Below are 25,136 nucleotides of genomic sequence, written 5' to 3' on the forward strand. Positions count from 1 at the left end.
AGATCAGGACAAGATCTCCTTGGCAACCCAGGGGTTGACAGCATCGACCCGCGCGTAGATCGCCGGGGTGTTCGGCCGCGCGCAGCCGTCGCCCTTCGACACCAGGCCGATCAGCTTGCCGCCCGCGACGAACGGGCCGCCCGAGTCACCGTTGCAGGCGTCGATCCCGCCCTCCTGGTGACCACCGCACATCATGCTCTTGTTCTCGTAGAAGTCGTTGCCCTCGTCGTCCTTGCCCCAGTAGACGCGGCAGGTCTCGTCCTCGAGGATCGGGATCGAGGCCTTCATGAGGTAACCGTTGGTGCTGCCGCCCTCCTTGACCGCACCCCAGCCCATCACGGTGGCGGACTTGCCCGGCGCGTACAGGTGCCGGTCGGCCGCTCCGGCCATCTTGATCGGCTTCTGCTTCAGCGAGCGGTCGAGCGTGAGCACGGCCGAGTCGAAGGAGATGCCGTCGTACTTGGGGTTGATCACGATCTTGGTGAGCTTCGCGACGACACCCTGGTCGGTGCTGTGGACGTTCTCCCGTCCCGCCACGACCACGCGCTTGGTCAACGGGATCGGCTTCGGCCCCGTCACGCCCTCGTCCACGCAGTGCGCGGCCGTGAGGATCTTGTTCGGTGCGACGATCACGCCCGTGCAGCGGGGATCGCGCGTGTCGGCAGGGGGAGCCAGGTACACCGCGAACGGATTGTCCTTAATAGACGCTCGCGTGCCGCCTACGACCTGGACGGACGGATCCGCGATCGCCGTGCCCGCCATCGCGAGCACGAGCAGAGCGGTCGCGATTCCACCTCGTAAAAGCATTCGCCGTTCCTTCCGCGGGGGAACTTCAGTACGCGGCAAGGAACGGCGGATGTTTCGTCTCAGTTCGGCTCTGTAACTTAGGAAACGGCGTCGGCCGCCGAACGTCCCGCCACGCGGCCCGAGAACAGGCAGCCGCCGAGGAAAGTTCCTTCCAGCGCACGGTATCCGTGCACGCCACCACCGCCGAAGCCCGCGGCCTCACCGGCTGCGTAGAGCCCAGGCAGCACCTGACCGGAACCGTCGAGCACGCGCGACGACAGGTCGGTGTGCAGGCCTCCCAACGTCTTCCGCGTGATCACCGACAACCGGACGGCGATCAGCGGACCGGCCTTGGGGTCGAGCAACCGGTGCGGCTCGACGACGCGGATCAGCTTGTCCGTCAGGAAGTGCCGCGACGCGCGGATCGCGTTGACCTGCATGTCCTTGCCCAGGCCTGAACTCACCTGCCGGTCGCGCTCGACGATGATCTTCTCCAGCGCGGCGGCGTCGATCCGCGAGTCGCCGGTCAGCGCGTTCATGCCGCGCGCCAGGTCCGCGACCGTCCCGGCCTGGATGAACTCCTTGGACTTCTGCGCGAACGCCTCGACCGGCGCCACCGCACCCGGCAGCGCGCGCTTGAGCACCGCACGCGTGTCCTTGCCCGTCAGGTCCGGGTTCTGCTCGGAGCCCGACAGCGCGAACTCCTTGCCGATGATCCTCTTGTTCAGCACGAACCACGAGTGCTCGTGGCCGTGCGTGGTGATGTGCTGCAACGACCCCAGCGCGTCGAAGCCGGGGAACAGCGGGATCGGCAGCCGGTTGCCGTCCGCGTCGAGCCACAGCGGCGACGGGCCGGGCAGGATGCGGATGCCGTGCTTGCCCCACACGGGTGCGTAGTTCGCGATGCCCTCGGGGTAGTGCCACATGCGGTCGGCGTTGATGATCGACGCGCCCGCCTTCTGCGCGACCTCCATCATGTGCCCGTCCACGAAGTCCGGGACACCGGACAGCATGAACTTCGGCGGCGTGCCCATCCGCTCCGGCCAGTTCTTGCGCACCAGGTCGTGGTTTCCGCCGATGCCGCCGGACGTGACGATCACGGCCTGCGCGGACAGCGAGAAGTCGCCGGCGACCGTGCGCGACGAAGGCTCGGCGCGGCCGACCGCCGACGGCTCCAGCACGTCGCCGGAGACGCCGTCGCACACGCCGTTGGTGACGTTGAGGCCGGTGACCCGGTGGCGGAACTTCAGCGTGACGAGTCCCTTGGCCACGCCGTCGCGCACCCGGCGCTCGAACGGCTCGACCACACCGGGACCGGTGCCCCAGGTGACGTGGAAGCGCGGCACCGAGTTGCCGTGGCCGTTCGAGAGGTAGCCGCCGCGCTCGGCCCACTGCACGAACGGGAACCAGCGCATCCCCATGTTGTGCAGCCACGAGCGCTTCTCGCCGCTCGCGAAGTCCACATAGGCCTGTGCCCACAGCCGGGGCCAGTGGTCGCTCTCGCGGTCGAACTGCGCCGAGCCCATCCAGTCCTGCAGGGCCAGGTCGTGCGAGTCCTTGACCCGGAGCCTGCGCTGCTCGGGGGTGTCCACCAGGAACAACCCGCCGAACGACCACCAGGCCTGGCCGCCGAGCGTCGCCTCCGGCTCCTGATCCAGGAGGATGACCTTGCGGCCCGCGTCCGCGAGCTCTGCGGTCGCGACGAGACCTGCGAGGCCCGCGCCGACGACGATGACATCCGCGTCATGTGCCATCGGCCGAGCATAGATCCACCGCAGGTCATGTACGAGACCTGAGCTATTTTCATATCTGGGGAGTTGATACTGATGAGCTTTCGACCGGCTGCTGAGGTGGGCTTCAGCACCAGGACCACCCGTTTCGTCGCGCCCGGATCGGTGACGAACGGCGAGTTCGGCCTGTTCGAGTGGCGGATGGACGCCCACCAGTCCGGCGCGCGTCCGCACTTCCACAAGACCTTCTCCGAGTCGTTCTACGTGCTCGAAGGAGAGATCTCGCTGTACGACGGCGACGAGTGGATCAAGGGCGGGGAGGGCGACTTCCTGTACGTGCCGCCGAACCGGCCGCACGCGTTCCGCAACGACAGCGACGCTCCGGTGCGGATGCTGATCCTGTTCTCACCCGGCATCGCCCGGGAGAACTTCTTCCTGGAGGTCGGGGCGGCGAAGGGCCTCGACCCGGAGGCGCTGGAGGCCTTCTACGCCCGCCACGACCAGTACAACCTGCCCGGCTGAGGGTGCCGCCGACCGCCACAACCAGGAGGGGGGTTCTGGCGTGCCGGCCGACGGCGGGTTGACCGCGGCGCGAGCACGCAACGCCTGCGGAAGGACTTTTCCAGCCTGGGGGTGCCGGATCGTCCTGGCGAGCAGCTCGAGCGCCCGCGGCCAACCACATTGTTGAACGTACAACCGGAGCGTGGTGTTCCGGTCGGCTTTCACTGTGACCGGGCTCAAATCCTTCAGGTTCCCTTCAGCTTCGGCCTGGGTACGTCACCTGGTGTGACCGAAGAGCTGCCCACGATCACAGATCTCGCCGAACTGGTCGGCCTTCTGGGTGACGACGTCTACGTCCGCTGGTCGAAGGGGCCTACCGCGGACGCCGCCTCGACGTCGCGCGACTCGTTGACCGGCGTGGAGCTGCCAGGCCTGTCCGCGAACCCGCTGCGCATCGAACCGTGGTGGGGCGAGCGCTCCCACGAACTGTGGGTGGCGCGCCGCCTCTTCGACTACCGGCACCTGCGCGAACTGCGCGGCCCGGAAGTTCGCGCGTGGGTGCTGCGCGGCGCGGAGGTGGGCCGGGGGCCGGACAACGAGCCCCTGGTCCGCTGCCTCGAGCCGCTGGCGTGGGTGGCCGATTCGGCCTTGGACGAGTGCGTCGACCTGGTCGACGCCCAGCAGTCGTCGGAGTGGGGCCCTTTGGACCGGTCTAGCTCAGATCGTTGAGCTTGCGTTCCGCGGCCTTGCGGGCCTTCTCCGCCGCACTCGTGACGCGCTTGGCGTCCTCGAGCCGTTCCGCGGCCCGGTCGAACGCCCGCTGCGCCGCCAGCTGGTCCGCCTGCGCCTCGCCGAGTGCCTGCTCGGCCTCGTCCAGCGCCTGCTGCGCCTCGGCCCGCTTGCGCTCCTGCCGCTCACGCCGCTTGCGGGCCAGCGCGTCCTCACCGTCGTCCGGGGCGGGCTCCGCGACCGGCACGGCGAACCCGAACCCGGAGTACTCCAGCCCCTTCGTGAGGTGCCCGTTGCGCACCTGCTCGGCGCACTCCGGATCGGACATCGCGGCCGTGAGCGTGTTGCGCACCTGCGTGACGGCATCGTCCGCGAGGGGCCCGGTCAGCTCCAGCGTGCGGTAGACCAGGGCCTCCAGCAGCTCCTTGCGCTTGCGTCCCAGCTCCCGCATGGTCAGCTGCGCCGTGGACAGCCCCAGCGCCTCCTCCAGCCCCGCCGGCGCGTCCCGGACCAGCCTGTTGACCGCCCAGGCGCCCACGGTCGGCCTGCGCAGGTCGGCGATGGCCTTCGCGAGGTCCTTGTCGTCCGCCTGCTTGGCCGCGGCGTTGCGAGCCGCGGTGAACTCCTTCGGGGGCAGCCCGTAGAGCTCGTCGGCGACCGGCTTGAGGTCCATGGGCGCAAGGTAGCGCTTGATCAGGCCCCAGTCCTGCGGAACGCGCGCACGAGTGGTCCTACCGATGTGCCTGTGACCTGCGCGGGCGCATTCTCGGTCGATGAGACCGGGTGTGAACCTCGCGCTTCAGCACACCGCGCTGGTGGCGTCCGTGCTGCTGCGCTCAACAAGCCGAGGCCCGCCCGCGTTGAGAGGTGGAGCGCCCGAATCGGGTAAACAGGATGGGGACATGCACACCAGGTGGAGATGGGTCCTGCTCGGCCTCGGCGGCGCGGTTGCCGTCAGCGGCCCGATCGCGATGGTCGACGGCCCCTGGTACGGCTACGTCTTCGGCGGCCTGTGGTCCCTGATGGGCGGCACTGTCGCGTGGCGCAGTTTCACCATGGGCACGAAGCTCACGGCGGATGGCATTGCGTCGAACAGCCTCGACCGCCGGACCGCCATTCAGTGGTGCGATGTCCGGACAATCGAACCCGCGCGGCGGCGCAACATGATCTTTTTCCACACGATCGCGCCGACTGTTCGTCTCCATACGGGTAAGAAGACGCTCACGGAGCTGAGTCTGCTCTCGGTCAAAAAGGACTCGGTGCCCGAACGGACCGCGAGTCAGGTGGCCGAACTCCAGCGGGCGCTGGCCCGGCATCGCAATCACTGTCCGAGGTGCGGAGCGCAGCCGAAACCGCTCGCGACCGGCCAGGGCTTCGTTGCCCGCGTGCGGTCGAGATTGAAGTCGCTAATGGGCGGAAATAGCGATCAGTCCATCGCTCGTTGACGAGATCCTGTTACACGGCAACGACGTTCACCGTTGACAGCGGCTTGACATTCCCCTCCATCAGCTCTTGACTGGAGGGCGACTGCTCGTTCTAAAACGAAAAAGAAACGCGCAGCACTAAAAGTGTGCCCGGACAAGACGCTGAACAGTCCAATGTGGATCCAAAGAATGGTCCGGGAAGACTATTGCCCCTCGCGAGGCGAAGAGATGTGCTTCGGAGCACTCTCTACCCCACGAAGGGCACATGCGCCGTGAAGAACTGGAGACGCCGCACCGGAACGGTCTTGCTGACCGCGGTGTTGGGCACTGCCGGGCTCGGCTTCGCCGCCACCCCCGTTATCGCGCAGAACGCAGCGCAGGACAAGCCGGCCGCCGACAAGCAGCTGGACAAGAAGGACCGCGAGCTCGTCGACCAGGCCGCCCGTGAGGGCAAGCCGACCGTCGATCTGCTGGTCGCCGCGGAGAACGGCAAGACCGACGCCGCGGTCAGCGAGCTGAAGGCGCTCGGCGCCACGGTCCAGAAGACCGAGAAGGACGTCGACTACGTCAAGGTCACCATCCCGCGGGAGAACGCGGAGAAGGCGGCCAAGCTGAAGTCCGTCAGCACCGTGGACGTCGACGGCCTCATCGCGCTCGACGACCCGCGCACGGACGGCATGGAGCAGCCGGCCCCGCAGACGCCGCCGAGCTCGGCGACGCCGCGCACCAACCCGTACATGCCGACGCAGGACACGCAGGCGGCGCAGTTCGCCACCGCGCACCCGAAGTGGGACGGCCGCGGCACCACGATCGCCGTGATCGACTCCGGCATCGACCTGGACACCCCGGCCCTGCAGACGACCAGCACCGGTGAGCGCAAGATCATCGACTGGTACAACGCGAACGCCACGAACTCCGGGGACGGCACCTGGGTCACCATGACCAAGACCGGTGTGGTCGGCAAGTTCACCAACGGAGGCAAGGAGTGGACGGCGCCCGCCACCGGCGGCCCCTACTCGTTCGGCCTCTTCCGCGAGACCGCGGGCGACCTCGGCACGGCGGCCAGTGAGACCGGCGGTGACATCAACCGCGACGGCGACAAGCTCGACTCGTTCGGTGTCATCCAGGACATCACCACGAAGGAAGTCTTCGTCGACACCGACGGCGACGCGAACTTCACCAACAACAAGCGGATGATCGACTACAAGGTCAAGCAGGACGTCGGTTTCTTCGGCACCGACAACCCAGCGACCGCGGTCACCGACCGCATGGCCTTCGTCGTGCAGACCGACCGCTCGATCTACGACAACCAGGGCACGCCGTACGTGAACCTGGGCATCGCGGGCGCCGCGCACGGCACCCACGTCGCCGGCATCACCTCCGGCAACAAGCTGTTCGACGGCAAGATGGCCGGTGCCGCGCCGGGCGCGAAGCTGATGGCCGTCAAGGCCTGCCTCTCCACGCCGTCCTGCACCAGCTCCGGTCTCATCGACGGTGTCCTCTACGCCGCGCGCAACGGCGCCGACGTCGTGAACATCTCCATCGGTGGCCTCCCGGCGCTCAACGACGGCAACAACGCCCGTGCGGAGCTCTACAACCGCACGATCAACGAGTACAACGTCCAGCTGTTCATCTCGGCGGGCAACTCGGGTGCGGGCGCCAACACCGTCGGTGACCCGTCGGTCGCCACGGACGCCGTCAGCGTCGGCTCGTACATCACCAGCCAGACCTGGCTGTCGAACTACGGCTCGAAGACCGCGCAGAAGCAGAGCCTGCACGGCTTCTCGTCGCGCGGCCCGCGTGAGGACGGCGGCTTCAAGCCGAACATCGTCGCGCCGGGTTCGGCCATCTCCACCACGCCGCGCTGGCAGGCGGGCGGCCCGGTGGCGGGCACCTACGCCCTCCCGCCCGGCTACTCGATGTTCAACGGCACCTCGATGGCCGCCCCGCAGGCGACCGGTGCCGCCGCGCTGCTCGTGAGCGCGTTCAAGGCCGAGCACAACGGCCGCAAGCCCACCAGTGCCGAGCTGCGTTACGCGATCCAGCGCAGCGCCAACTTCGTCAGCGGCCTGGGCGCGTACGAGCAGGGTGCCGGTCTCTTCAACACCAACGCCGCGTGGTCGTTGCTGGACAAGCACTCCGAGCCCAACCAGATCACGACGTCGGTCCAGGTCAACACCGTCCTCAGTGGACTGCTGGCCACCCCGAACGTCGGTGTCGGCATCCACGACCGCGAAGGTGTTGCCGCGGGCCAGGAGTACACCCGCACCTACACGCTGACCCGCACCACGGGCGACGACCACGACACGCACAACGTGACGTGGAAGGGCAACGACGGCACGTTCCACTCGGACCGGACCGTCAACCTGCCGCTGAACACCCCGGTGCAGTTCGAGGTCAAGGTCAAGGCCAAGACCGCCGGCGCGCACAGCGCCATCCTGCAGATCGACAACCCGGAGACGCCCGGCGTCGACTCGCAGACCCTGAACACCGTGTTCGCGGCGCAGAGCTTCAACGCCGCCAACAAGTTCTCGGTCACGAAGTCCGGCACGATCGCTCGCAACCAGACGACCAGCATCTTCGTGAACGTGCCCAAGGGCACGACCGCGCTGAAGGTCGACCTGACCGGTGGCGGCGAGGCCGGCAAGGGCCAGGTCCGCTTCCTGCGCTTCACCCCGCAGGGCGTCGGTGCCGAGTCCAACGCTTCGACCAACTGCTACAACCCGAACGCGGGCGCCGGTTGTGACGCGGGTTCGCCCACCAGCCGCACGATGACCAACCCGATGGCCGGTGTGTGGGAGATCGTGGTCGAGGCACGTCGCACCTCCGACGCCGACGAGGCGCCGTACTCGGTGACCGCGTCCGTGCTCGGCACGACGATCAGCCCGAACCCGGACACCATCGCGTCCGCGACGCTGGGCGTGCCGGTGAACCGCAACTACACCGTCACGAACACGCAGGCCGCGTTCAACGGCCGGCTCGTGGCGGGTGCGGTCGGCAGCGCGGCGACGAGTCGTCCGACGATCGCCAACGGGGAGAGCCAGACGGTCAACCTCGTGGTGCCGGCGGGCGCGTCCAAGCTGACCGTCACCATCGGCAACCCGTCCGACCCGGGGGCTGACCTCGACCTGACCGTGTACAACTGCGCGGCAGGCCCCTGCGTGCAGGCGGGTCAGTCCGCGGACGGTGACTCCGAGGAATCGGTGACGATCAACAACCCGGCCGCCGGCAACTGGCGCGTCGTGCTGGACGGCTACGCGGTGCCCGCGGGCACCACGCTGTTCGACTACTTCGACGTCTACACGGCAGCCAGCTTCGGCACGCTGACCGTGTCCGACGCCAACGCCGACCACGCCGCTGGTACGGCGTGGAACGTCGCGGGTGTCATCACGCCGCTGAGCGCGCCCGGTGCCGGCCGCGTGCTGCGCGGTGACCTCGAGGTGCGCACGGCGGACGAGAACGTCGTCGGCCGCGGTGCCGTGATCATCGAGTCCGTCAGCTAGTCGTTCGAACGCGGAAAGCCCCAGGATTCACGAGATCCTGGGGCTTTCTACGGTTCTGGCAACTTGTTGTTCAGCGGCTCGTCCACGTCCACTTTGGACACGCCGGCGATGAGATACGCGTCTTCCACCTTGTCGACCGGCATCTCGGCCCGCAGGTAACCGATTCTGGGATCCCGCGACTCGACGGTCGCGCCCAGCTTCGTCAGTGCCTGCTCGACCTCCTCGTCGCGTCCCGGCTGCACGGAGATCATCAGTGGCACGGTGAGGTGGCCGTCGCGAATCGCCTGCTCGATCCGGAGTTTGTCCGGTTTGGCTGAAGACACGGTCGGGACCTCCGCATACGGCAGGGCATTTGTCCCGTTCGTACCACAGCTTCCGAGAGCCAGCGCGCAAAACGCGACGGCGAGCGGTCTTCTCATGCGCCTAGGACGGAACGGCCTCGGCGAGAGGTTGCATCTTCGTTTCCGGCACCACGAGCATCATCACGATCACCCCGCCCACCACCACGACACCGATAACCCCGAACGTGAGCGGCAGCCCCAGACGTGGCCAGAGGATCGACCCGAGCAGCACCGGCACGAACCCGGCGCCGATCCGGCTGATCGTCGACGCCCACCCGAACCCGCTGGCCCGCAGGTGCGTCGGGTACAGCTCGGGCGCGAACGCGTACAGCGCGGGGATCGCGATCTGGATCAGCATCCCGTAGAGCGTGATCCACACCTTCGCGGCCGTGTCGACGTTGATCTGCACCGCGAACAGGACCAGGGCCACCGACGCGAGCGGCGCCGTCACCGCGATCACCCACTTGCGCCCGAACACGTCCACCAGCCACGCGCTGATCAGCGCGGCCACGATGCCCACCGCCACTGTCCCCGTCGTGACCATGAACGCCGCGTACGTCCCGTATCCCTGCGCCTTGAGGATGCTCGGCAACCACGTGATGGCGCCGTAGTAGAGCAGGAACACGGCGAGGAACATCAGCCACATCGCTCCCGTGCGCCGCGGGTCGAACCGCCAGATGTCCTTGAGCTGCGCGAACATCGCCCTGGGGGAGAGGCTCTGGGCTTGCTGGGGTTCGGGGAGCTGCCACTCTTCCCGCGGCGCTCCGGTCCTGGCGACCAGGTCGTCGATGACCTTCTTGGCCTCGGCCGGCCTGCCCTTGGTGATGAGGAACATCGGCGACTCGGGGACGCCGCGGCGGATCCAGAACAGCAACAGCGCCGGCAGCACCATCGTGAGCATCAGCAGCCGCCAGCTGCCCAGACCGGAGAGGAAGGCCGCGGTGAGCCCGCACAGCGTGGCGCCCAGCGGCCAGAACCCGTCCATCGCCGCCAGCACCCTGCCTCTGACCTTGGCCGGCGTGAACTCGCCGACCAGCGCGAAGTCGACCGGGATGCACCCGCCGAGCCCCATGCCGGCCAGGAACCGGAACACGCAGAACGTCACGAAGTCCGGGCTCGCCGCCCCCAGCACCGTGAAGATCGAGAACATCAGGATCGTGAGGCTGAACGCCTTCTTGCGCCCGATGGTGTCCGCCACCGAACCCCACGCGAACGCCCCCACGGCCATCCCGATCAGGTTCGCCGTGCCGACCCACCCGCGTTCGCCGAGGCTCAGCCCCCACTCGGCGCTGACCAGCGGGATCAGGAACGCGTTGAGCGTGACATCCCACGCGTCGAACAGGAACCCGAGCCCGCCGATGATGAAGATCGTGCCTTGCGCGCGCCACCGCCACGGCAGGCTCTGAACGACCTGGTCCCCGGTTCTCATCCGCCCAGTGTGGTGGATCCTCCGCAGATCGTCGCGGCCAAGAGCGCGGGGTTCGTCCGGTGCGCCACATGTCCCTCGTTCGGCAGCGTGACGAAGGAACCGCCGGTGTCCTTCGCGAGTTCTCGCGCGGCCGGCCCGAAGATGTGGTCGGTCCGCTCACCCACGATGACCGTCACCGGCACCCGCAACTCCGGTGGCCGGTAGCGGTAGCGGTCGATCTCCTTCAGCTCCTCGTACGTCGTGTCGAGCATCTCCTGCGCCTTGAGCCACCGCGCCGGATCGGTGTCGCGAAACGAGTGCCCGCCCGCGATCCCGGTGACCACGATCTCCAGCGCGAGGTCGCGGTCACCGCTGGTCAGGGCCTGCCCGACGCTGGCGATGGCGGCGCTGTCCAGGCGCAGCGGAGGGTCGTACAGCACGAGCGCGGTGAGGTCGTCGCGCTCCTGTGCCGTCAGCAGCGCGATGAGGCCGCCGTAGCTGTGTCCGATGAGGGCCGGCCGCTCGTGCCGGTCGAGGACCGCGTGCAGGTCGTCGATCTCGGTGCGCAGGCTGTAGTCGTCAGGCAGTGGCACCCCGTTGCGGCCGCGCCTTTCCGGTACTTCGGCGGGTTCCAGCAGGGCCTTGACCTGGTCCCAGTCGGCCGCGACGTTCTGCCCGTCGTGCACGATCACGTTCATGCCCTCGACCGTACGGGAGCGTTCTACTTGGGTCCCGCAAACGCTTGCTCCCGCTGCGCCCCGTCCACGCTCTCGCCGAAGACCCGCGCATCGGTGTGCTGGTCGCTCGCCGGTTGCAGCTTCTTGGTTCCGGTGACCGCCCGCGTCCTGACCTGCGGCAACGCACCGTTGTGGTGCCGCTGCAGCCAGTCCACCAGGTGCTCGCGAACCAGGCACCTGAGGTCCCACAACTTGCCCGCGTCCGCCGCGCTGACCAACGCCCGCAGCCGCACGAACCCCTGGGTAGCGGCCGTCACCTGCAACACGGACACCCGCCCGTCCCACAGGTCGCTGCCCTCCAGCATGGACCGCATCTCCTGGCGCATTGCCTCCACCGGCACCGTCCAGTCGAGATCCAGCTCCACGGTCCCCAGCAACGCCGACTGCGTGCGAGTCCAGTTCTCGAAGGGAGTCTTGAGGAAGTAGGACGTCGGCAGCACCAGCCGCCGGTCGTCCCACAGGTGCAGCACCACGTACGTCAGTGTGATGTCCTCGACCCGCCCCCACTCACCTTCAACGACAACAACGTCATCCAGCCTGATGGCGTCGCTGAACGCGATCTGCATCCCGGAGATCACGTTGCCCAGCAACGACTGCGCCGCCAACGCCGCCACCGCACCGATGACGGCCGCACTCGCCAGCACCGTCGACCCCACAGCCCTCGCTCCGGGGAACGTCATCAGAATCGCACCGACCGCCAACACCCCGATGACCACCAACGCCAGGCGCCTCACCAGCGTGACCTGCGTGTGCACCCGCCGCGCATGCCGGTTGTCCGTGACATCGGTGCGGATCCGGGACAGCGAGATGTCCACCATCGTGCTGATGAACGCCGACAGCAGCCACGCGCCGGCCAGGATCAGCGCGATCCCCAGCAGGTGCAGCGTGATCGGCGCTGTGACCGGGTACACGCTCAGGCTTATCTGCGCGGCCAGCAGAGCGCCGAACACCTGGCCGGGCCGGTACATCTTGCCGCTGTGGGTGAAGCGGCGCACCAGCCGATGAACCACCTCTACTACCAACAACGCGAAGGCCACTGAGCAGCCGAGTACCACGAACAGCACGTTTCCTCCTCCCGTATCGAGGCCGGGTACCCGGCGTCCGGCGTGAGGAACACGTGTTTGTGACTCGATGCTCAGTCCGGCAACCGCTTGCCGGCCGGTGCGAGCAGGTTCCGTTCACGCGATGTGCACCACGGGTCGCCGTCGCCCATTCTGGACAAGGGTCCGGGCAGCTCAAGCGGGTTCTAGCGTTCTCCACGGCGGGATCGCAGGTCAGGAACCGCCAGAAAGTCCGCGCATTCGCACCGTCGAAATGGGACGCTCCCCGCACGGGGATCTCGGTCGAACAGCTCGTCATCGTCGGCACGTCGAAGATCGGCGAGATCCTCGGCTCGGTCAGGTCGGCGATCGAGCGGGTCGAGGGCGCGACCTGGGCCGAGGTCGCCGAACGCCTGACGCGCCTCGGCCACTACGAGTTCGACGACTACGCCTGAGGAGCGCAGTGCGAATTGATGTCCTGAAGGTCCTGGACCCCGTGCAGCGGCTAGTCAGACGGGCAGCGCGGGCTCGAACAGCCACCGCGTGAGCAGGTCCCGGTGCCCCGCCAGCGACAGGAAGTCCTCGGTCGTCACCACACCGTGCCGGTTCCGCGCACACCACTCCCGCAGCAGCGCGAAGAACGAGTCGTCCCCCATCGCACGACGCAGCGCGTGCAACGTCAACGCCCCGCGCTTGTAGACCCGATCGTCGAACCAGTCGGCCCGGTCAGGCCGCCCGATCACCAGGTCCTGCGGCAACCGCCGCAACAGATCCCGGGCCCCAGCCGCGCAGGCATCCGCCGTGCGACCACCGGAAGCCTCGGACCACAGCCACTCCGAGTAGCAGGCGAAGCCTTCGTTGAGCCAGATGTGCTCCCAGGCGGCGATCCCGACGGAGTTGCCGAACCACTGGTGCGCCAGCTCATGCGCCACCAGCCGCTCGGAGCCGCGCCGTCCGTCCACATGATTGGAGCCGAACGTCGACAACCCCTGCGCCTCAACGGGAACGTCCAGCTCGTCGTCGGTCACCACGACCGAGTACGTGGCGAACGGATACGGTCCGAACAGCGACGAGAACAGCGAGATCATCTGGTTCTGACGGCCGAAGTCGTGTGCCACGAGCCTTCGCAGCCGCGCGGGTGCCCACATGCCGGGCAGAGCCTCGACGTACTGGCCGATCTGGACGGTCGCGAGGTACGTGGCCATCGGCGCGGCCATCGAGTACGTCCAGCGCGTGGTGCTGCCGGAGACCTTGCCGTCCACGAGCACGCCGTTGCACACCACCGTGTACGGCGAGGGCGCGGTGACCTCCAGGTGGTACGACGCTTTCGAGGAAGGCACGTCCAGGCACGGGAACCACGACGGGGCGCCGATGGGCTGTGAGGCCACCAGAGAGCCGTCGGTCAGCTGGTCCCAGCCGAGGTCGCCCCACTCCGGCGTGTGCACCGGTACCGGCATCCCCGAGTAGCGGATCTCGACCGAGAACGCGCCGCGCACGGCCGCGCGGATGTTCAGGACGCCGCCCGCGTGGGAGTAGCGCGCGGGCTTGCCGTTCACGAGCACCTTCGAGACCCGCAGGGGTCCAAAAGAAAGTGCGAACGACGACAGCGACGTGCAGGAAGCCTGCAGCACCGCACGCCCAGAGAGACGTGCGGAGTGCGGCTTGTAGTCAAGCTCTAACGCGTAATGGTGTACGGAGAAGCTCATGTCCACGCGGAGATCGGGTTGCCCAGCCAACGGGTTCCCGACGGTACATCCTCTCCGCGCATGACCAGCGAGGCGGGTCCGATCGTGGTGTCGGAGCCGATGGACGCTCCCGGCAGGACGATTCCGTGCGGGCCCAAAGTGGCGCCGGCGCCCAAAGTCACGCGGTCCATGCGCAGGATCCGGTCGTGGAACAGGTGCGTTTGGACGACGCAGCCGCGGTTGACCGACGCGCCGGCGCCCAGCGTCACCAGGTCGGCCTCGGGCAGCCAGTACGACTCGCACCACACGCCACGGCCGACGGACGCGCCCAGCGAACGCAGCCACAGGTTCATCAGAGGCGTGCCACCGGAGAAGCCGACGAGCCACGGCACGGCGAGCACCTCGACGAACGTGTCCGCCAGCTCGTTGCGCCACACGAACGCCGACCACAGCGGGTACTCACGCACCTTGAAGCGGCCCACGAGCACCCACTTGGCGATCACGGCCACCAGGCAGGCGGCGACACCGGCGCCCAGCAGCACGACGCCGGACCACCACAGCCCGAACTCCTTCAGCGCGAAGAGCACGAGCACGACCAACGCGACGTTCAGCATCACCGGGACGAACCGGCAGAGCTCGACCAGCGCCCGCGCCCACATCAGCCTCTTGGGCGGGTTGAAGGTGCGCGACTGGTCGGACACCTCGGCCGCACGCGGCAGCTTCATCGGCGGCATGCCCAGGTAGGACGAACCGGCCTTGGCGCGCTTCGGAGCCGCCGACAGCACGCCGACGAGCCCGCCCTTGGGGACGTTGCGGCCCGGCGCGGTCATGCCCGAGTTGCCCAGGAACGCGCGCTTGCCCACGCGGGCCGTGGCGATGCGGAGCCAGCCGCCGCCGAGCTCGTAGGTCGCGACCATCGTGTCGTCGGCCAGGAACGCGCCGTCGCCCACTCGGGTCATCTTCGGCAACGCGACCACCGTGGACGCTTCGACGTGGCGGCCGACCTTCATGCCGAGCAGGCGCAGCCACACCGGCGTGAACAGCGAGGCGTACAGCGGGAACAGGGCCGTGCGCGCGTTGTTCATCAACCGCTCGGTCGTCCACGCCGCCCACGCGCCGCGGCTGTGCACGGGGTAGTAGCCCTCGCGCATGCCGATTCCGAGCAGCCGCACGGAAACCAGCACCAGCAACGCGTAGGAGCCGAACCAGATCGCGGAAGCGACAGGAACATCCCACAAAGTCGACACGAGCGTCACCGGCTGACGCAGCACGTAAAGCAGGGCAGGAGCGGCCGCCAGCAACGGCAGCGCGCCCAGCAGGCCCGAGGACACGCCGTACATGAGGTTCCAGAAGTACGACCGGGAAGGACGACGCGACGGGAACGAGCGCGCCGACTTGCCCTCGCGGATCGCGGGCACACCGGCCCAGCGCTGGCCCGTCGGAACGGAACCGACGACACCCGAACCGGGCGCCACCTCGGCGCGCTTGCCGACGCGGGCACCGGGGAACAGCGTGCTGCGGGCACCGATCGTCGCGCCCGCGCCGATCCGGATGCGGCCCAGCATCAGGCGGTCGCCGTCCAGCCACCAGCCGGACAGGTCCACCTCGGGCTCGACGGCGGCGCCGCGGCCCACCTTCAGCATGCCGGTGACAGGCGGCAGTGAGTGCAGGTCGACACCGGGGCCGATCTTCGCGCCCAGCGCACGCGCGTAGTGCGTCACCCACGAGCCGGAAAGCTCGATGGCGCGCGACATCTGCGCCAGTATCTCGGCGGTCCACAGTCGCATGTGGACTGAACCACCGCGCGGGTACTCGCCGGGCTTCACACCGCGCAGCAGAAGCCGTGCGCCACCGGCCGAGACCGCGAGGCGACCGGCGGGGGAGATGAACACCGCCCACCCCGCGACGACCCACCACCAGGAAACGGAAGTCCAGCCCAGCACGTTCGACAGTGCCGTCAGCCCGACGACCCAGCGCGCACCGGAGATGGTCAGCAGCGGGATCATCAGCAGCGTCTGCAGGACACCGGTCCAGCGCGGCGTGGGCACGACCTCGCGCACCTCGGCCGTCTGACCGTACGACTCCAGGCGCCGCGCGAGCTTGTGCAGCGTCGTGTTCTGGTAGACGTCCTGAACGGACGTGCTCGGGTAGCGCGTGCGGATCAGGGAGACGAGCTGCGCCGCGGACAGCGAACTGCCGCCGGACGAGAAGAAGTCCGCGTCCTCTGAGGCCGGAGCGGAACCCAGCACGGCCGCCCACTGCTCGGCCAGCCAGCCCTCGAGACCCGAGAACACCACACCGGCGGTGTCCATGGACTCGAGCGGCCACGGCAGCGCGGCGCGGTCGACCTTGCCGGACGTGCGCGTCGGCATCGTGTCGACGACAGCGATCAACGGAACCAGAGCGGCAGGCAGTTCGGAGCGCAGCGTGTCCACGGCCGCGACCTGGTCGAACTCGCCGTCGACCACCACGTAGCCGACGAGGATCTGGTTGCCGCCCCGCGTCGTGCGCACGGCGGCAGCGGCACCGGCCACGCCGTCGAGCGCCTGCAGGGCCGCGTCGACCTCGCCCAGCTCGATGCGGCGGCCGCCCAGCTTGATCTGCTCGTCCGCGCGACCGAGGAACACCAGGCCCTCCGGCTCGGCGCGGACCATGTCACCACTGCGGTACGCGCGGTCCCAGCCCATCGAGGGCAGCGGCGCGTACTTCTCGGCGTCCTTCGCGGGATCCAGGTAGCGCGCCAGACCGACGCCACCGATCACCAGTTCGCCGGACTCGCCCATCGGCACGACCTCGCCGGCCGCGTCCACCACGGCGAGCTCCCAGCCGTCCAACGGCAGACCGATGCGCACAGGACCGGTACCGGTCAGCTGAGCGGCGGTGGCGACAACGGTCGCTTCGGTTGGGCCGTAAGTGTTCCAGACCTCGCGGCCCTCCACGGCGAGCCGCTCGGCCAGCTCCGGAGGGCAGGCCTCGCCGCCGAAGATCAGCAGCCGGATGTCGTCCAGTGCCTCGACCGGCCACAGCGCGGCCAGCGTCGGAACCGTGGAGACGACCGTGATCTCCTGCTCGACCAGCCACGGGCCGAGGTCCATTCCCGTGCGCACCAACGAACGCGGCGCGGGCACGAGGCAGGCGCCGTAGCGCCACGCGAGCCACATCTCCTCGCAGGAGGCGTCGAACGCGACGGAAAGTCCCGCCAGCACGCGGTCTTCCGGGCCGATCGGCTCGTCCTGCAGGAAGAGCCGCGCCTCGGCGTCGACGAAAGCGGCGGCGTTGCGGTGCGTCACGGCAACGCCCTTGGGCTTGCCGGTGGAGCCGGACGTGAAGATGATCCACGCGTCGTTGTCGAGGCCGGGCTCGCCGGGAACGCCGAGCGTAGTGCCGTGCAGCACGAGGGATCGGCCCTCGCCGAGCACGGCACTCACCTGTGCCTCGCCGAACACGAGCTCCGCTCGCTCGTCCGGGTCCTCGAAGTCGACCGGCACGTACGCGGCGCCCGCCGCGAGGGTGGCCAGGATCGAGACGTAGAGGTCGACCGTTCCCGACGGCACGCGAATGCCGACGCGGTCGCCGACCCCGACACCCTCGGCGGCGAGCTTTTCCTTGAGTTCGAACACTTCCGAGATGAGCGCGCGGTACGTCAGCGCGGTGGTGCCGTCGTCGACGGCCAGCGCGTTCGGGTGCTGTTCGGCACTCGCGCGCACGATGTCCAGGAGTGTGCGCGGTGAGGGCGCATCCCCTGCCGTGAACATCGATCGAAGAACAACGGGTTCAGCCGCAATCGTCACGACAGCGTCACTTCTCACCCTCTCGGCAAACTTGTGGACCAGCCACTTTACCGCGAGTTAACGAACTACCTCTCACCCGAGTAAGACGACTCACAAGTGCTCTCAGTCACCGCAACACTTTCGAGTGACGTCTTCGCGTTGTGCCGCGCCAGGTTGAAGTCGCGCCAGTCCTGCTCCACGTTGCGATTCCTCAACCACCGCAACGAACAGAAGCGTTGCGGCTCAGGCAACCTGACGAGCGCCGGCACCGCGTCCTCCGACAACGTGGCCAGGTAGACGGTGTCGATCTTCTGCGTGGCCTCGAACCGCGACACGTTGTAGTCGGCAACCACCCGTTCGGGGTTCATCACCATCACCGCGAGCAAGAACGCCGTTCCGGTCCCGACGATGGCCTTGGGCAACCAGTTGGCGCGCAACGAGATCCCGCCCGCGATCACCATCAGGTACACGACGGCGAGCCAGACCTCGCACGACGAAACGAGAAGCCGCAACACCGTCCACCCGTAAGCCTGCTGGTAGAACCACATCCGGCTCAGCGCACTGGCCACGATCACGAGTGTCAGCACCGCAAGTGACCCGAGCAACACCCGCAGCCACAACTGCTCCCGCGCCGTCTCCTTCGCCGCGAAGTGCGCCACGCCGGCGATGACGGCCAGCGTCAGGATCGCGACCCACAGCAGCTGCCAGAACCCGGACCGCGCGTACTCGGCGAACGTCACGCCCGCCGTCTCCATCACGTACTTCTCGCCACCGAACAGAACCGCGAGCTGCGTGCCGACGAACCCGGCGAACAGCAACACAAGCACACCGACGGGCAGCGCGTAGTCCTTGACCCGCAACGACCCCGGCTTGCTCGCGGCGTCCTCGTTGATGCGCGCGGGCGCCGCCACGAGGTAGCACGCACCCAACGCCCCGAGCGCCGCGACGACCCCGAAGAAGCCCATCCGCACGTACACGCCGATCTCGAGGTCGGGCACCAGCCCCTCGAGGAACTTGCCGAACGCCTGGTCCGCCCCGGCCAGCAGCGACCCGAAGACCAGCAGCAACGCCAGCGCCACACCGACCGACACGAACGGCCGGATGCCGATCGGCCCGCGCCTGCTGAGCCCCTTGGCCACCCACGGAATCGACCGCAGCCCGCCGAGCCCGACCCCGAGCGCACCGAAAACGAGCCCGCGCACGGTCTTGCCGCCCGCCATGGCGATCGAACCGCACAGGAACGAGGCCATGACGCACAACGGGAAGATCCACTCGGCGGCCCTCAGGAAGCCCATCGCCAGGAACGCGAGCGCCCCGGCCAGCCACAGCGCACGTTCGATCGACGGCTTGCCGGCGTAGTACAGAACCGCGCCGACGCCGAACAACCCGGCCAGGAACCAGCCGATGCCGTTGTTCGCGGGAACCAGGAAGGCTGCGGCCAGGCCCGTGACGAGGCCGACGACCATGACCTTGGCCGGGGCGGGGTTAGCGGGCGGCGTCCACCACGGCATGAACGGGACGCCAGGAGCCGGGACGACGACCGGCCCGACGGTGGGGTAGCGAGGCGGGCCCTGCCAGGGCGACGGCGGGGGCAGGGTGGCGGCGGCAACCTGAGCCGGCTGATCTTGTCGGACCCCCTGAGTACGTTGAGATGTAGGGGTTCCCGGCTCGGGGGTACCCCTGCGCGAGCCTGCCGCGGCAGCCTTGGCGGTCTCGTCGTCCCCGGCTTTGACCTGGTCAGCGGCCTCGGCAGCCTTCGAGCCCTTGGCGGCCTGAGCAGCCTTCGAGACCACGCCGTCCTCAGCGCCCTCGGTGGCCTTGGCGGCCTGGGCAGCTTTCGAGCCCTCACCGACCTCAGCGGTCTTCGAGGCCTCGGCGGCAGCAGCTTTCAAGCCGCCAGCGTCCTCGGCAGCCTTCAAACCCTCGGCATCCTCGACCTCGCCGAGTTCCGGCGAGCCCCCAGCGCCCGCCGGCTCCTCGGAAACCGGCCGATACCCGACCTTCCGGAAGTTCCGATACCGCCGCCGAGCAGCAGCCCGATCACCAGACGACTCAGCGGAACCAGCCGAGCCCTCCGAACCAGCCGAGCCCTCCGAACCAGCGGAACCAGCCGAACCAGACGAGCTGGCCGAACCAGCGGAACCAGCCGGGCCAGCTGAGCCGGCCGAACCAGTCGAATCAGAGTCAGCGTCAGAATCAGTCATGTCTCTCTCCCAAGCCCGAAAACGGGCGCGCTTCACCGTCACACCGCCCAGCGGTGCGAGCAAGAACCAAGAACCAGAAGTCAGCGAGGCAAGGTCACCCGGATGCACGACCCGGGATCCACCACGGCGATCGTCCCGCCGTGCAGGTCCACCACCCACCGGGCGATGGCGAGACCGAGCCCGGTCCCACCACCGCCCGCCCTCTCCCCTCGGGTGAACCTCTCGAAGATCCGGGACCTGTCGGCCGGAGCGATCCCCGGCCCCTCGTCCCGGACCTCCAGAACCACAGAAGAACCGGAGGAACACCCCGACACGGACACCAACCCCCCGGTGGGTCCGTGCCGGGCAGCGTTGTCCACCAGGTTCACCAGCACCTGGTGCAGCCGTTCCCCGTCGGCCAGCACCGTCAGATCACCGGGCACGTCGATCGAGAACGACGCGGCGGGCGCGGCCACGGCGGCCTCGGCCACCACATCCGCGACCAACGACGACACCGACAGGACCTCGCGGTTCAGGGACAGCACCCCGGCGTCGATCTTCGACAGGTCCAGCAGTTCGGTGACCAGCCGTCCCAGCCGTTCGGTCTGCGCGAGAGCGGTCTTCATGGTCGCCGCGTCGGCCACCGCCACCCCGTCGACCACGTTCTCCAGCACGGCCTGCAGGGCCGAGATCGGAGTCCGCAGCTCGTGCGACACGTTCGCGATCAGCTCCCGCCGCTGCTGGTCGGCGGCGGCCAGATCCGAAGCCATCACCGTGAACGCCTCCGCCAGCTGCCCGACCTCATCCGAAGACGTCGCCCGCACCGACCGCGAGTAGTCCCCGGAAGCCATCGACCGAGCCGCCGAAGTCATCTCCCGCAACGGAGAAGTCATGCCGTGCGCGAGCAACTGCGAGGTCAGCAACCCCAGCACCAGAGCGATGAGAGTCGTCCGCGGCGGCAACCACCCCGTCGAGTACCGGAAGTAGGCGAACGCCACGCACCCCGACACCACGATGACGATCCCGAGCTTGAGCTTGATCGACCGCACCGAGTCCAACGGCCGCGGCAGCTTGTCCAGCAAGCTCAAAACCCAGTTCATCGGGGCACCTCCAGCGCGTACCCCACCCCGTGAACGGTCCGGATCAGGTCGGCCCCGAGCTTGCGCCGCAGCGCCTTCACGTGACTGTCGACCGTCCGCGACGAAGCCCCCTCGTGCCACCCGCACGCCTCCGCGAGCAACCGCTCCCTGGCCTGCACGGCGGAAGGCCGCTCAGCCAGGAACAGCAGCAGGTCGTACTCGGTGGGCGTCAGGTGAGCCTCCACGCCGGCCCTGCGCACCCGCCGCCCCGCCAGGTCGATCACCAGGTCCCCGAGCTCCAGCGACGTGGAACTGACCGCCCGCGACACGCGCCGGAGCAGCACGTGCACCCGCGCCGCCAGCTCACGCATCGAGAACGGCTTGGTCAGGTAGTCGTCCGCCCCCACGGCGAGCCCGACCAGCAGATCGGTCTCGTCCCCCCGCGCGGTCAGCATCAGCACCGGCACCGAACGCGACGCCTGGATCCGCCGGCACACCTCGAGCCCGTCGAACCCCGGCAGCATCACGTCCAGAACCACCAGGTCAGGCACGAACGCAGCCGCCTGAGCAACCCCGGACGGCCCGTCGTGCGCCACCGCCACCACGAACCCCTCGGCCCGCAGCCGCACGGCCACGGACTCGGCGATCGTGATGTCGTCCTCGACGACGAGCACCCGGCGCTGACCTGTCATGACGGCGACTTTATGGGCACGTCGTGGAGGACGCCGGGACAAGTTGTGAAGATCGTGTGCAGAGATCCATCAGTTACCGCTCAGTTACCGAAACCAGGAACGCGCGCACTGTTAACAAAGCGAACCATTTAATTAGGCTCCGAACATGGACGGGCTCACCTCGCAGCTCCTCGACGCCGCCCCGCTGCTGCTCGGCGACAGCCACTCCCTCAAGGCAAGTCTGGGCAGGCTCGGCGGCCGCACGGTCGGCGTTGTGGAGGAGTCCGGCCCGCTCGACGCCACCGCCGCGGAGCAGGGTGCGCGGTTCGTGCGCCTGTGCGACGCGTTCGGCATCCCGATCATCGCCATCGCCGGCTCACCTCAGCCCGGCGGGGAGGTCCACGGCGGCGCGCTGCTGCACGCGTTCGCCGAGAGCGTCGTCCCCAGGATCACCCTGGTCACGGGCCCCGCGCACGTCACGATGATCGCCGAAACGACCTGCGCTTCCTTCAACGACCCGCGCGACGCCCGCCGCGCCCTGGTGGAGGCGTTCTGTAAGTTCCAGTCATGAACGTCCTCGACGCGGTCCTGGAAAGGATCACCTATGCCAACGAGGACAACGGTTACACCGTCGCCAAGGTCGACACCGGCCGCGGCGACCTGGTCACGGTCGTCGGCGCGCTGCTCGGCGCCCAGCCCGGCGAGTCGATCCGGATGCGCGGCCACTGGGGCTCACATCCGCAGTACGGCAAGCAGTTCCACGTCGACGACTACACGACGATCCTGCCCGCGACGATCCAGGGCATCCGCCGCTACCTCGGCTCCGGCCTGATCAAGGGCATCGGCCCGGTGCTCGCGGACAAGATCGTCACGCATTTCGGCGTTGGCGCGCTGGACGTCATCGAGAACGAGCCGGAGCGCCTCATCGAGGTCCCGAAGCTCGGCCCGAAGCGCACCAAGGCCATCGCGGCGGCCTGGGAAGAGCAGAAGGCCATCAAGGAAGTGATGATCTTCCTGCAGGGCGTCGGAGTCTCGACGAGCCTCGCCGTACGGATCTACAAGCAGTACACGGACAAGTCCATCGAGATCGTCAAGCAGGAGCCGTACCGCCTGGCGAACGACGTCTGGGGCATCGGCTTCAAGACCGCCGACGTCATCGCGAAGGCCGTCGGAATCCCGCACGACAGCCCTCAGCGCGTCAAGGCGGGCCTGCAGTTCACGCTCTCCGAGGCCACCACCGACGGCAACTGCTACCTGCCCGAACAGTCCCTCATCGCGGACGCCATCAAGATCCTCCAGGTCGACGCGGGCCTGGTCATCGACTGCCTCGCCGAGCTCGTCGCGGAGGAAGGCGTCGTCCGCGAGGAGTTCCCGGACGAGGAGATCGCGGTCTACCTGGTCCCGTTCCACCGCGCGGAGATCTCGATGGCCGCGCAGCTCAAACGCCTGCTGCACAGCGACACGGACCGCATGCCCAGTTTCGCGGGCGTCGACTGGGACAAGGCTTTCGCCTGGCTCGGCACCGAGCTCGAACAGCACCAGGCGGAAGCGGTCAAGCTCGCCCTGACCGAGAAGGTCGCCGTGCTCACCGGCGGACCGGGCTGCGGCAAGAGCTTCACCGTCCGCTCGATCGTCCGCCTGGCGCAGGCCAAGAAGGCCAAGATCGTCCTGGCCGCGCCCACCGGCCGTGCCGCCAAGCGCCTCACCGAGCTGACCGGCCACGAGGCCCGCACGGTCCACCGCCTGCTGGAGCTGAGGCCCGGCGGCGACGCGGCGTACGACCGCGATCACCCGCTCGACGCCGACCTCGTGGTCGTCGACGAGGCCTCGATGCTGGACCTGTTGCTGGCCAACAAACTCGTCAAAGCCGTGCCGCCCGGCGCCCACCTGCTGCTCGTGGGCGACGTCGACCAGCTGCCGTCGGTCGGCGCCGGTGAGGTGCTCAGAGACGTGCTGGCGCAGGGAAGCCCGATCCCGAACGTGCGGCTGACGCACATCTTCCGCCAGGCCCAGGAGTCCGGTGTCGTCACGAACGCCCACCGCATCAACAGCGGCGACTACCCGTTGGTGCAAGGACTTCCGGACTTCTTCCTCTTCAGCACCGACGAGGCCGAGGAGGCCGCCGCGATGACCGTCGACGTCGTCGCGAACCGCATCCCGCGCAAGTTCCGGCTCGACCCGCGCAAGGACATCCAGGTGCTCGCCCCGATGCACCGCGGCCCGGCCGGCGCGGGTGCCCTCAACACGGTGCTCCAGGAAGCCCTCACGCCGTCACGTGACGGCCTGCCCGAGAAACGCTTCGGCGGCAGGGTGTTCAAGGTCGGCGACAAGGTCACCCAGATCCGCAACAACTACGACAAGGGCAAGAACGGTGTCTTCAACGGCACCCTGGGCAACGTCATCGCGCTCGACCCGGTCGAGCAGAAGCTGACCATCCGCACCGACGAGGACGAAGAGGTCGACTACGAGTTCTCGGAACTCGACGAGCTCAGCCACGCGTACGCCATGACCATCCACCGGTCGCAGGGCAGCGAGTACCCGTGCGTGGTCATCCCGGTCACGACCAGCGCGTGGATGATGCTGCAGCGCAACCTGCTCTACACCGCGGTCACCCGCGCGAAGAAGCTCGTGGTTCTCGTTGGCAGCAAGAAAGCCATCGGCCAGGCCGTGCGAACAGTCGGGGCGGGCCGCCGCCACACGGCATTGGCCCACCGCCTGAGAACTACACCGACGTCAGATAGTCGGTGATCAGCCGCGCCCACGGCATCGCGGACTCCAACGCGATCGCGTGCCCGCACGCGAGGTCGGTGTACTTCGACCCCGGGATCAGGTCCGAGACCTCCTTGCCGAGGTCGCGCGACAGCAGTTGGTCCCCGGACGCGCCGATCACCAGCGTCGGCTGCGACACCCGCGGCAGCAGTTCGGTGAGGTCGATCTTCAGGATCAGGTCGACGTGCGCGGGAGACCCCGTCGGCACGCTCGCCCCGATCAGCTCGGCGAAGCCCTCCGCCTGCGCGGGCGTGAGCCGGGCCAGGTACTCCCTGCTGCACATGACCGACAGGATGAACCGCGACAGCACCGCGCGTGACCCGTCCAGCAACGACTTCCAGTGGTCGATCTTCGCCTTGGTCGCGGCGTCGATCTTGGTGAACGGCGTGCTCAGCACGAGCCCGCGCACCCGCTCCGGATGCCGCACGGCAGCCGTGACGGCGACCGCACAGCCCATCGAGTAGCCGCAGACGAAGAACGACTCGTGCCCGGCCTTCACCGCGACGTCGACGAGGTCGTCGGCGAGCTTCTCCAGGTCGAGCGCACCCGTGGCCCTCGGCGAGCTGCCAGAGCCGGGCAGATCCGGTGCGATGACGGTGAAGTACTGGGTCAGAGTCCCCAGGATCGGGCCGTAGTTGGCTTGGACGCTGCCGCCCGCGCCGTGCACGAGCAGCAGGGCAGGGCCGGTGCCCTTGACGACTGTGGACAGGCCGGACATTCCGAACCCCCGATAGGTCAATCCATGCTGCGGACGATGGTCGGCTCCAACCCCTCGTCGTC

General features: G+C 68.4%; 20 protein-coding genes. 7 read left to right on the plus strand and 13 right to left on the minus strand.

Annotated features, from left to right (window positions below; translation table 11 throughout):
- Positions 1–3: 3 nt before the first annotated feature.
- Positions 4–807: a serine protease gene (locus ABZ345_RS25015; RefSeq protein ID WP_359853225.1), complete on the minus strand. Its 804-nt coding sequence runs from the start codon at positions 805–807 to the stop codon at positions 4–6.
- Between the two features lie 77 nt (positions 808–884).
- Positions 885–2,540, minus strand: a complete 1,656-nt coding sequence (locus tag ABZ345_RS25020) for an FAD-binding dehydrogenase (protein ID WP_359853228.1) — start codon at positions 2,538–2,540, stop codon at positions 885–887.
- 72 nt (positions 2,541–2,612) lie between these two features.
- Here ABZ345_RS25020 and ABZ345_RS25025 point away from each other — a divergent pair, with 72 nt between their 5' ends.
- Positions 2,613–3,038, plus strand: coding sequence for a cupin domain-containing protein (locus tag ABZ345_RS25025; protein ID WP_359853231.1), 426 nt, complete (start codon positions 2,613–2,615; stop codon positions 3,036–3,038).
- A gap of 264 nt (positions 3,039–3,302) precedes the next feature.
- On the plus strand, positions 3,303–3,746 hold the full coding sequence (locus ABZ345_RS25030; RefSeq protein WP_359853234.1) for a DUF6098 family protein: 444 nt from the start codon (positions 3,303–3,305) through the stop codon (positions 3,744–3,746).
- Here ABZ345_RS25030 and ABZ345_RS25035 read toward each other — a convergent pair.
- On the minus strand, positions 3,730–4,419 hold the full coding sequence (locus ABZ345_RS25035) for a hypothetical protein (protein ID WP_359853236.1): 690 nt from the start codon (positions 4,417–4,419) through the stop codon (positions 3,730–3,732). The genes ABZ345_RS25030 and ABZ345_RS25035 overlap by 17 nt on opposite strands.
- A gap of 112 nt (positions 4,420–4,531) precedes the next feature.
- Here ABZ345_RS25035 and ABZ345_RS25040 point away from each other — a divergent pair, with 112 nt between their 5' ends.
- Positions 4,532–5,191 (plus strand): hypothetical protein, encoded by a 660-nt coding sequence (locus tag ABZ345_RS25040; RefSeq protein WP_359853239.1) that lies wholly within the window; start codon positions 4,532–4,534, stop codon positions 5,189–5,191.
- Positions 5,192–5,442: 251 nt separating this feature from the next.
- The gene (locus ABZ345_RS25045; protein ID WP_359853241.1) at positions 5,443–8,673 is read left to right on the plus strand and encodes a S8 family serine peptidase; all 3,231 of its coding nucleotides are present in this window, start codon (positions 5,443–5,445) and stop codon (positions 8,671–8,673) included.
- 47 nt (positions 8,674–8,720) lie between these two features.
- Here the strand turns inward: ABZ345_RS25045 and ABZ345_RS25050 are convergent, their stop codons facing one another.
- The 4 genes from ABZ345_RS25050 to ABZ345_RS25065 form a co-directional block, all read right to left on the minus strand.
- Positions 8,721–8,996: a hypothetical protein gene (locus ABZ345_RS25050; protein WP_359853244.1), complete on the minus strand. Its 276-nt coding sequence runs from the start codon at positions 8,994–8,996 to the stop codon at positions 8,721–8,723.
- Positions 8,997–9,096: 100 nt separating this feature from the next.
- Positions 9,097–10,443: an MFS transporter gene (locus ABZ345_RS25055; RefSeq protein ID WP_359853246.1), complete on the minus strand. Its 1,347-nt coding sequence runs from the start codon at positions 10,441–10,443 to the stop codon at positions 9,097–9,099.
- Positions 10,440–11,120: an alpha/beta hydrolase gene (locus ABZ345_RS25060; protein WP_359853249.1), complete on the minus strand. Its 681-nt coding sequence runs from the start codon at positions 11,118–11,120 to the stop codon at positions 10,440–10,442. The genes ABZ345_RS25055 and ABZ345_RS25060 overlap by 4 nt, the downstream gene beginning before the upstream one ends.
- A gap of 23 nt (positions 11,121–11,143) precedes the next feature.
- A complete protein-coding gene (locus ABZ345_RS25065) occupies positions 11,144–12,223 on the minus strand; it encodes a mechanosensitive ion channel domain-containing protein (protein WP_359853251.1) in 1,080 nt (359 codons plus the stop codon).
- A 59-nt stretch (positions 12,224–12,282) separates the two neighbouring features.
- Between ABZ345_RS25065 and ABZ345_RS25070 the strand changes: the two genes are divergently transcribed.
- On the plus strand, positions 12,283–12,654 hold the full coding sequence (locus tag ABZ345_RS25070; protein WP_359853254.1) for an Imm8 family immunity protein: 372 nt from the start codon (positions 12,283–12,285) through the stop codon (positions 12,652–12,654).
- 54 nt (positions 12,655–12,708) lie between these two features.
- Here ABZ345_RS25070 and ABZ345_RS25075 read toward each other — a convergent pair whose 3' ends face one another.
- The 5 genes from ABZ345_RS25075 to ABZ345_RS25095 all read right to left on the minus strand — a co-directional run bounded on the left by ABZ345_RS25075 (position 12,709) and on the right by ABZ345_RS25095 (position 21,608).
- A complete protein-coding gene (locus ABZ345_RS25075) occupies positions 12,709–13,905 on the minus strand; it encodes a M1 family metallopeptidase (RefSeq protein WP_359853257.1) in 1,197 nt (398 codons plus the stop codon).
- Positions 13,902–17,639: a Pls/PosA family non-ribosomal peptide synthetase gene (locus tag ABZ345_RS25080; protein WP_359853260.1), complete on the minus strand. Its 3,738-nt coding sequence runs from the start codon at positions 17,637–17,639 to the stop codon at positions 13,902–13,904. Before ABZ345_RS25080 ends, ABZ345_RS25075 begins: the two co-directional genes overlap by 4 nt.
- A 101-nt stretch (positions 17,640–17,740) precedes the next feature.
- Entirely contained in the window at positions 17,741–19,546 is a 1,806-nt protein-coding gene (locus ABZ345_RS25085) for a DUF4173 domain-containing protein (RefSeq protein ID WP_359853262.1), read from the minus strand.
- Positions 19,547–19,938: 392 nt separating this feature from the next.
- Entirely contained in the window at positions 19,939–20,937 is a 999-nt protein-coding gene (locus ABZ345_RS25090) for an ATP-binding protein (protein ID WP_359853265.1), read from the minus strand.
- Positions 20,934–21,608, minus strand: a complete 675-nt coding sequence (locus ABZ345_RS25095; protein WP_359853268.1) for a response regulator transcription factor — start codon at positions 21,606–21,608, stop codon at positions 20,934–20,936. The genes ABZ345_RS25090 and ABZ345_RS25095 overlap by 4 nt, the downstream gene beginning before the upstream one ends.
- 145 nt (positions 21,609–21,753) lie before the next feature.
- Here ABZ345_RS25095 and ABZ345_RS25100 point away from each other — a divergent pair, with 145 nt between their 5' ends.
- Together ABZ345_RS25100 and ABZ345_RS25105 are read left to right on the plus strand one after the other, a co-directional pair.
- Positions 21,754–22,158 carry a carboxyl transferase domain-containing protein gene (locus ABZ345_RS25100; RefSeq protein ID WP_359853271.1) on the plus strand — a complete coding sequence of 135 codons (405 nt, stop codon included), beginning with the start codon at positions 21,754–21,756 and terminating at the stop codon, positions 22,156–22,158.
- Positions 22,155–24,335: an ATP-dependent RecD-like DNA helicase gene (locus ABZ345_RS25105; RefSeq protein ID WP_359853274.1), complete on the plus strand. Its 2,181-nt coding sequence runs from the start codon at positions 22,155–22,157 to the stop codon at positions 24,333–24,335. The genes ABZ345_RS25100 and ABZ345_RS25105 overlap by 4 nt, the downstream gene beginning before the upstream one ends.
- Here the strand turns inward: ABZ345_RS25105 and ABZ345_RS25110 are convergent.
- The gene (locus ABZ345_RS25110; protein WP_359853276.1) at positions 24,310–25,074 is read right to left on the minus strand and encodes an alpha/beta hydrolase; all 765 of its coding nucleotides are present in this window, start codon (positions 25,072–25,074) and stop codon (positions 24,310–24,312) included. The two genes, ABZ345_RS25105 and ABZ345_RS25110, sit on opposite strands and share 26 nt — an antisense overlap.
- Positions 25,075–25,136: the final 62 nt, after the last annotated feature.

The sequence above is a fragment of the Lentzea sp. NPDC005914 genome, from assembly GCF_040629405.1.
GTDB lineage: Bacteria > Actinomycetota > Actinomycetes > Mycobacteriales > Pseudonocardiaceae > Lentzea.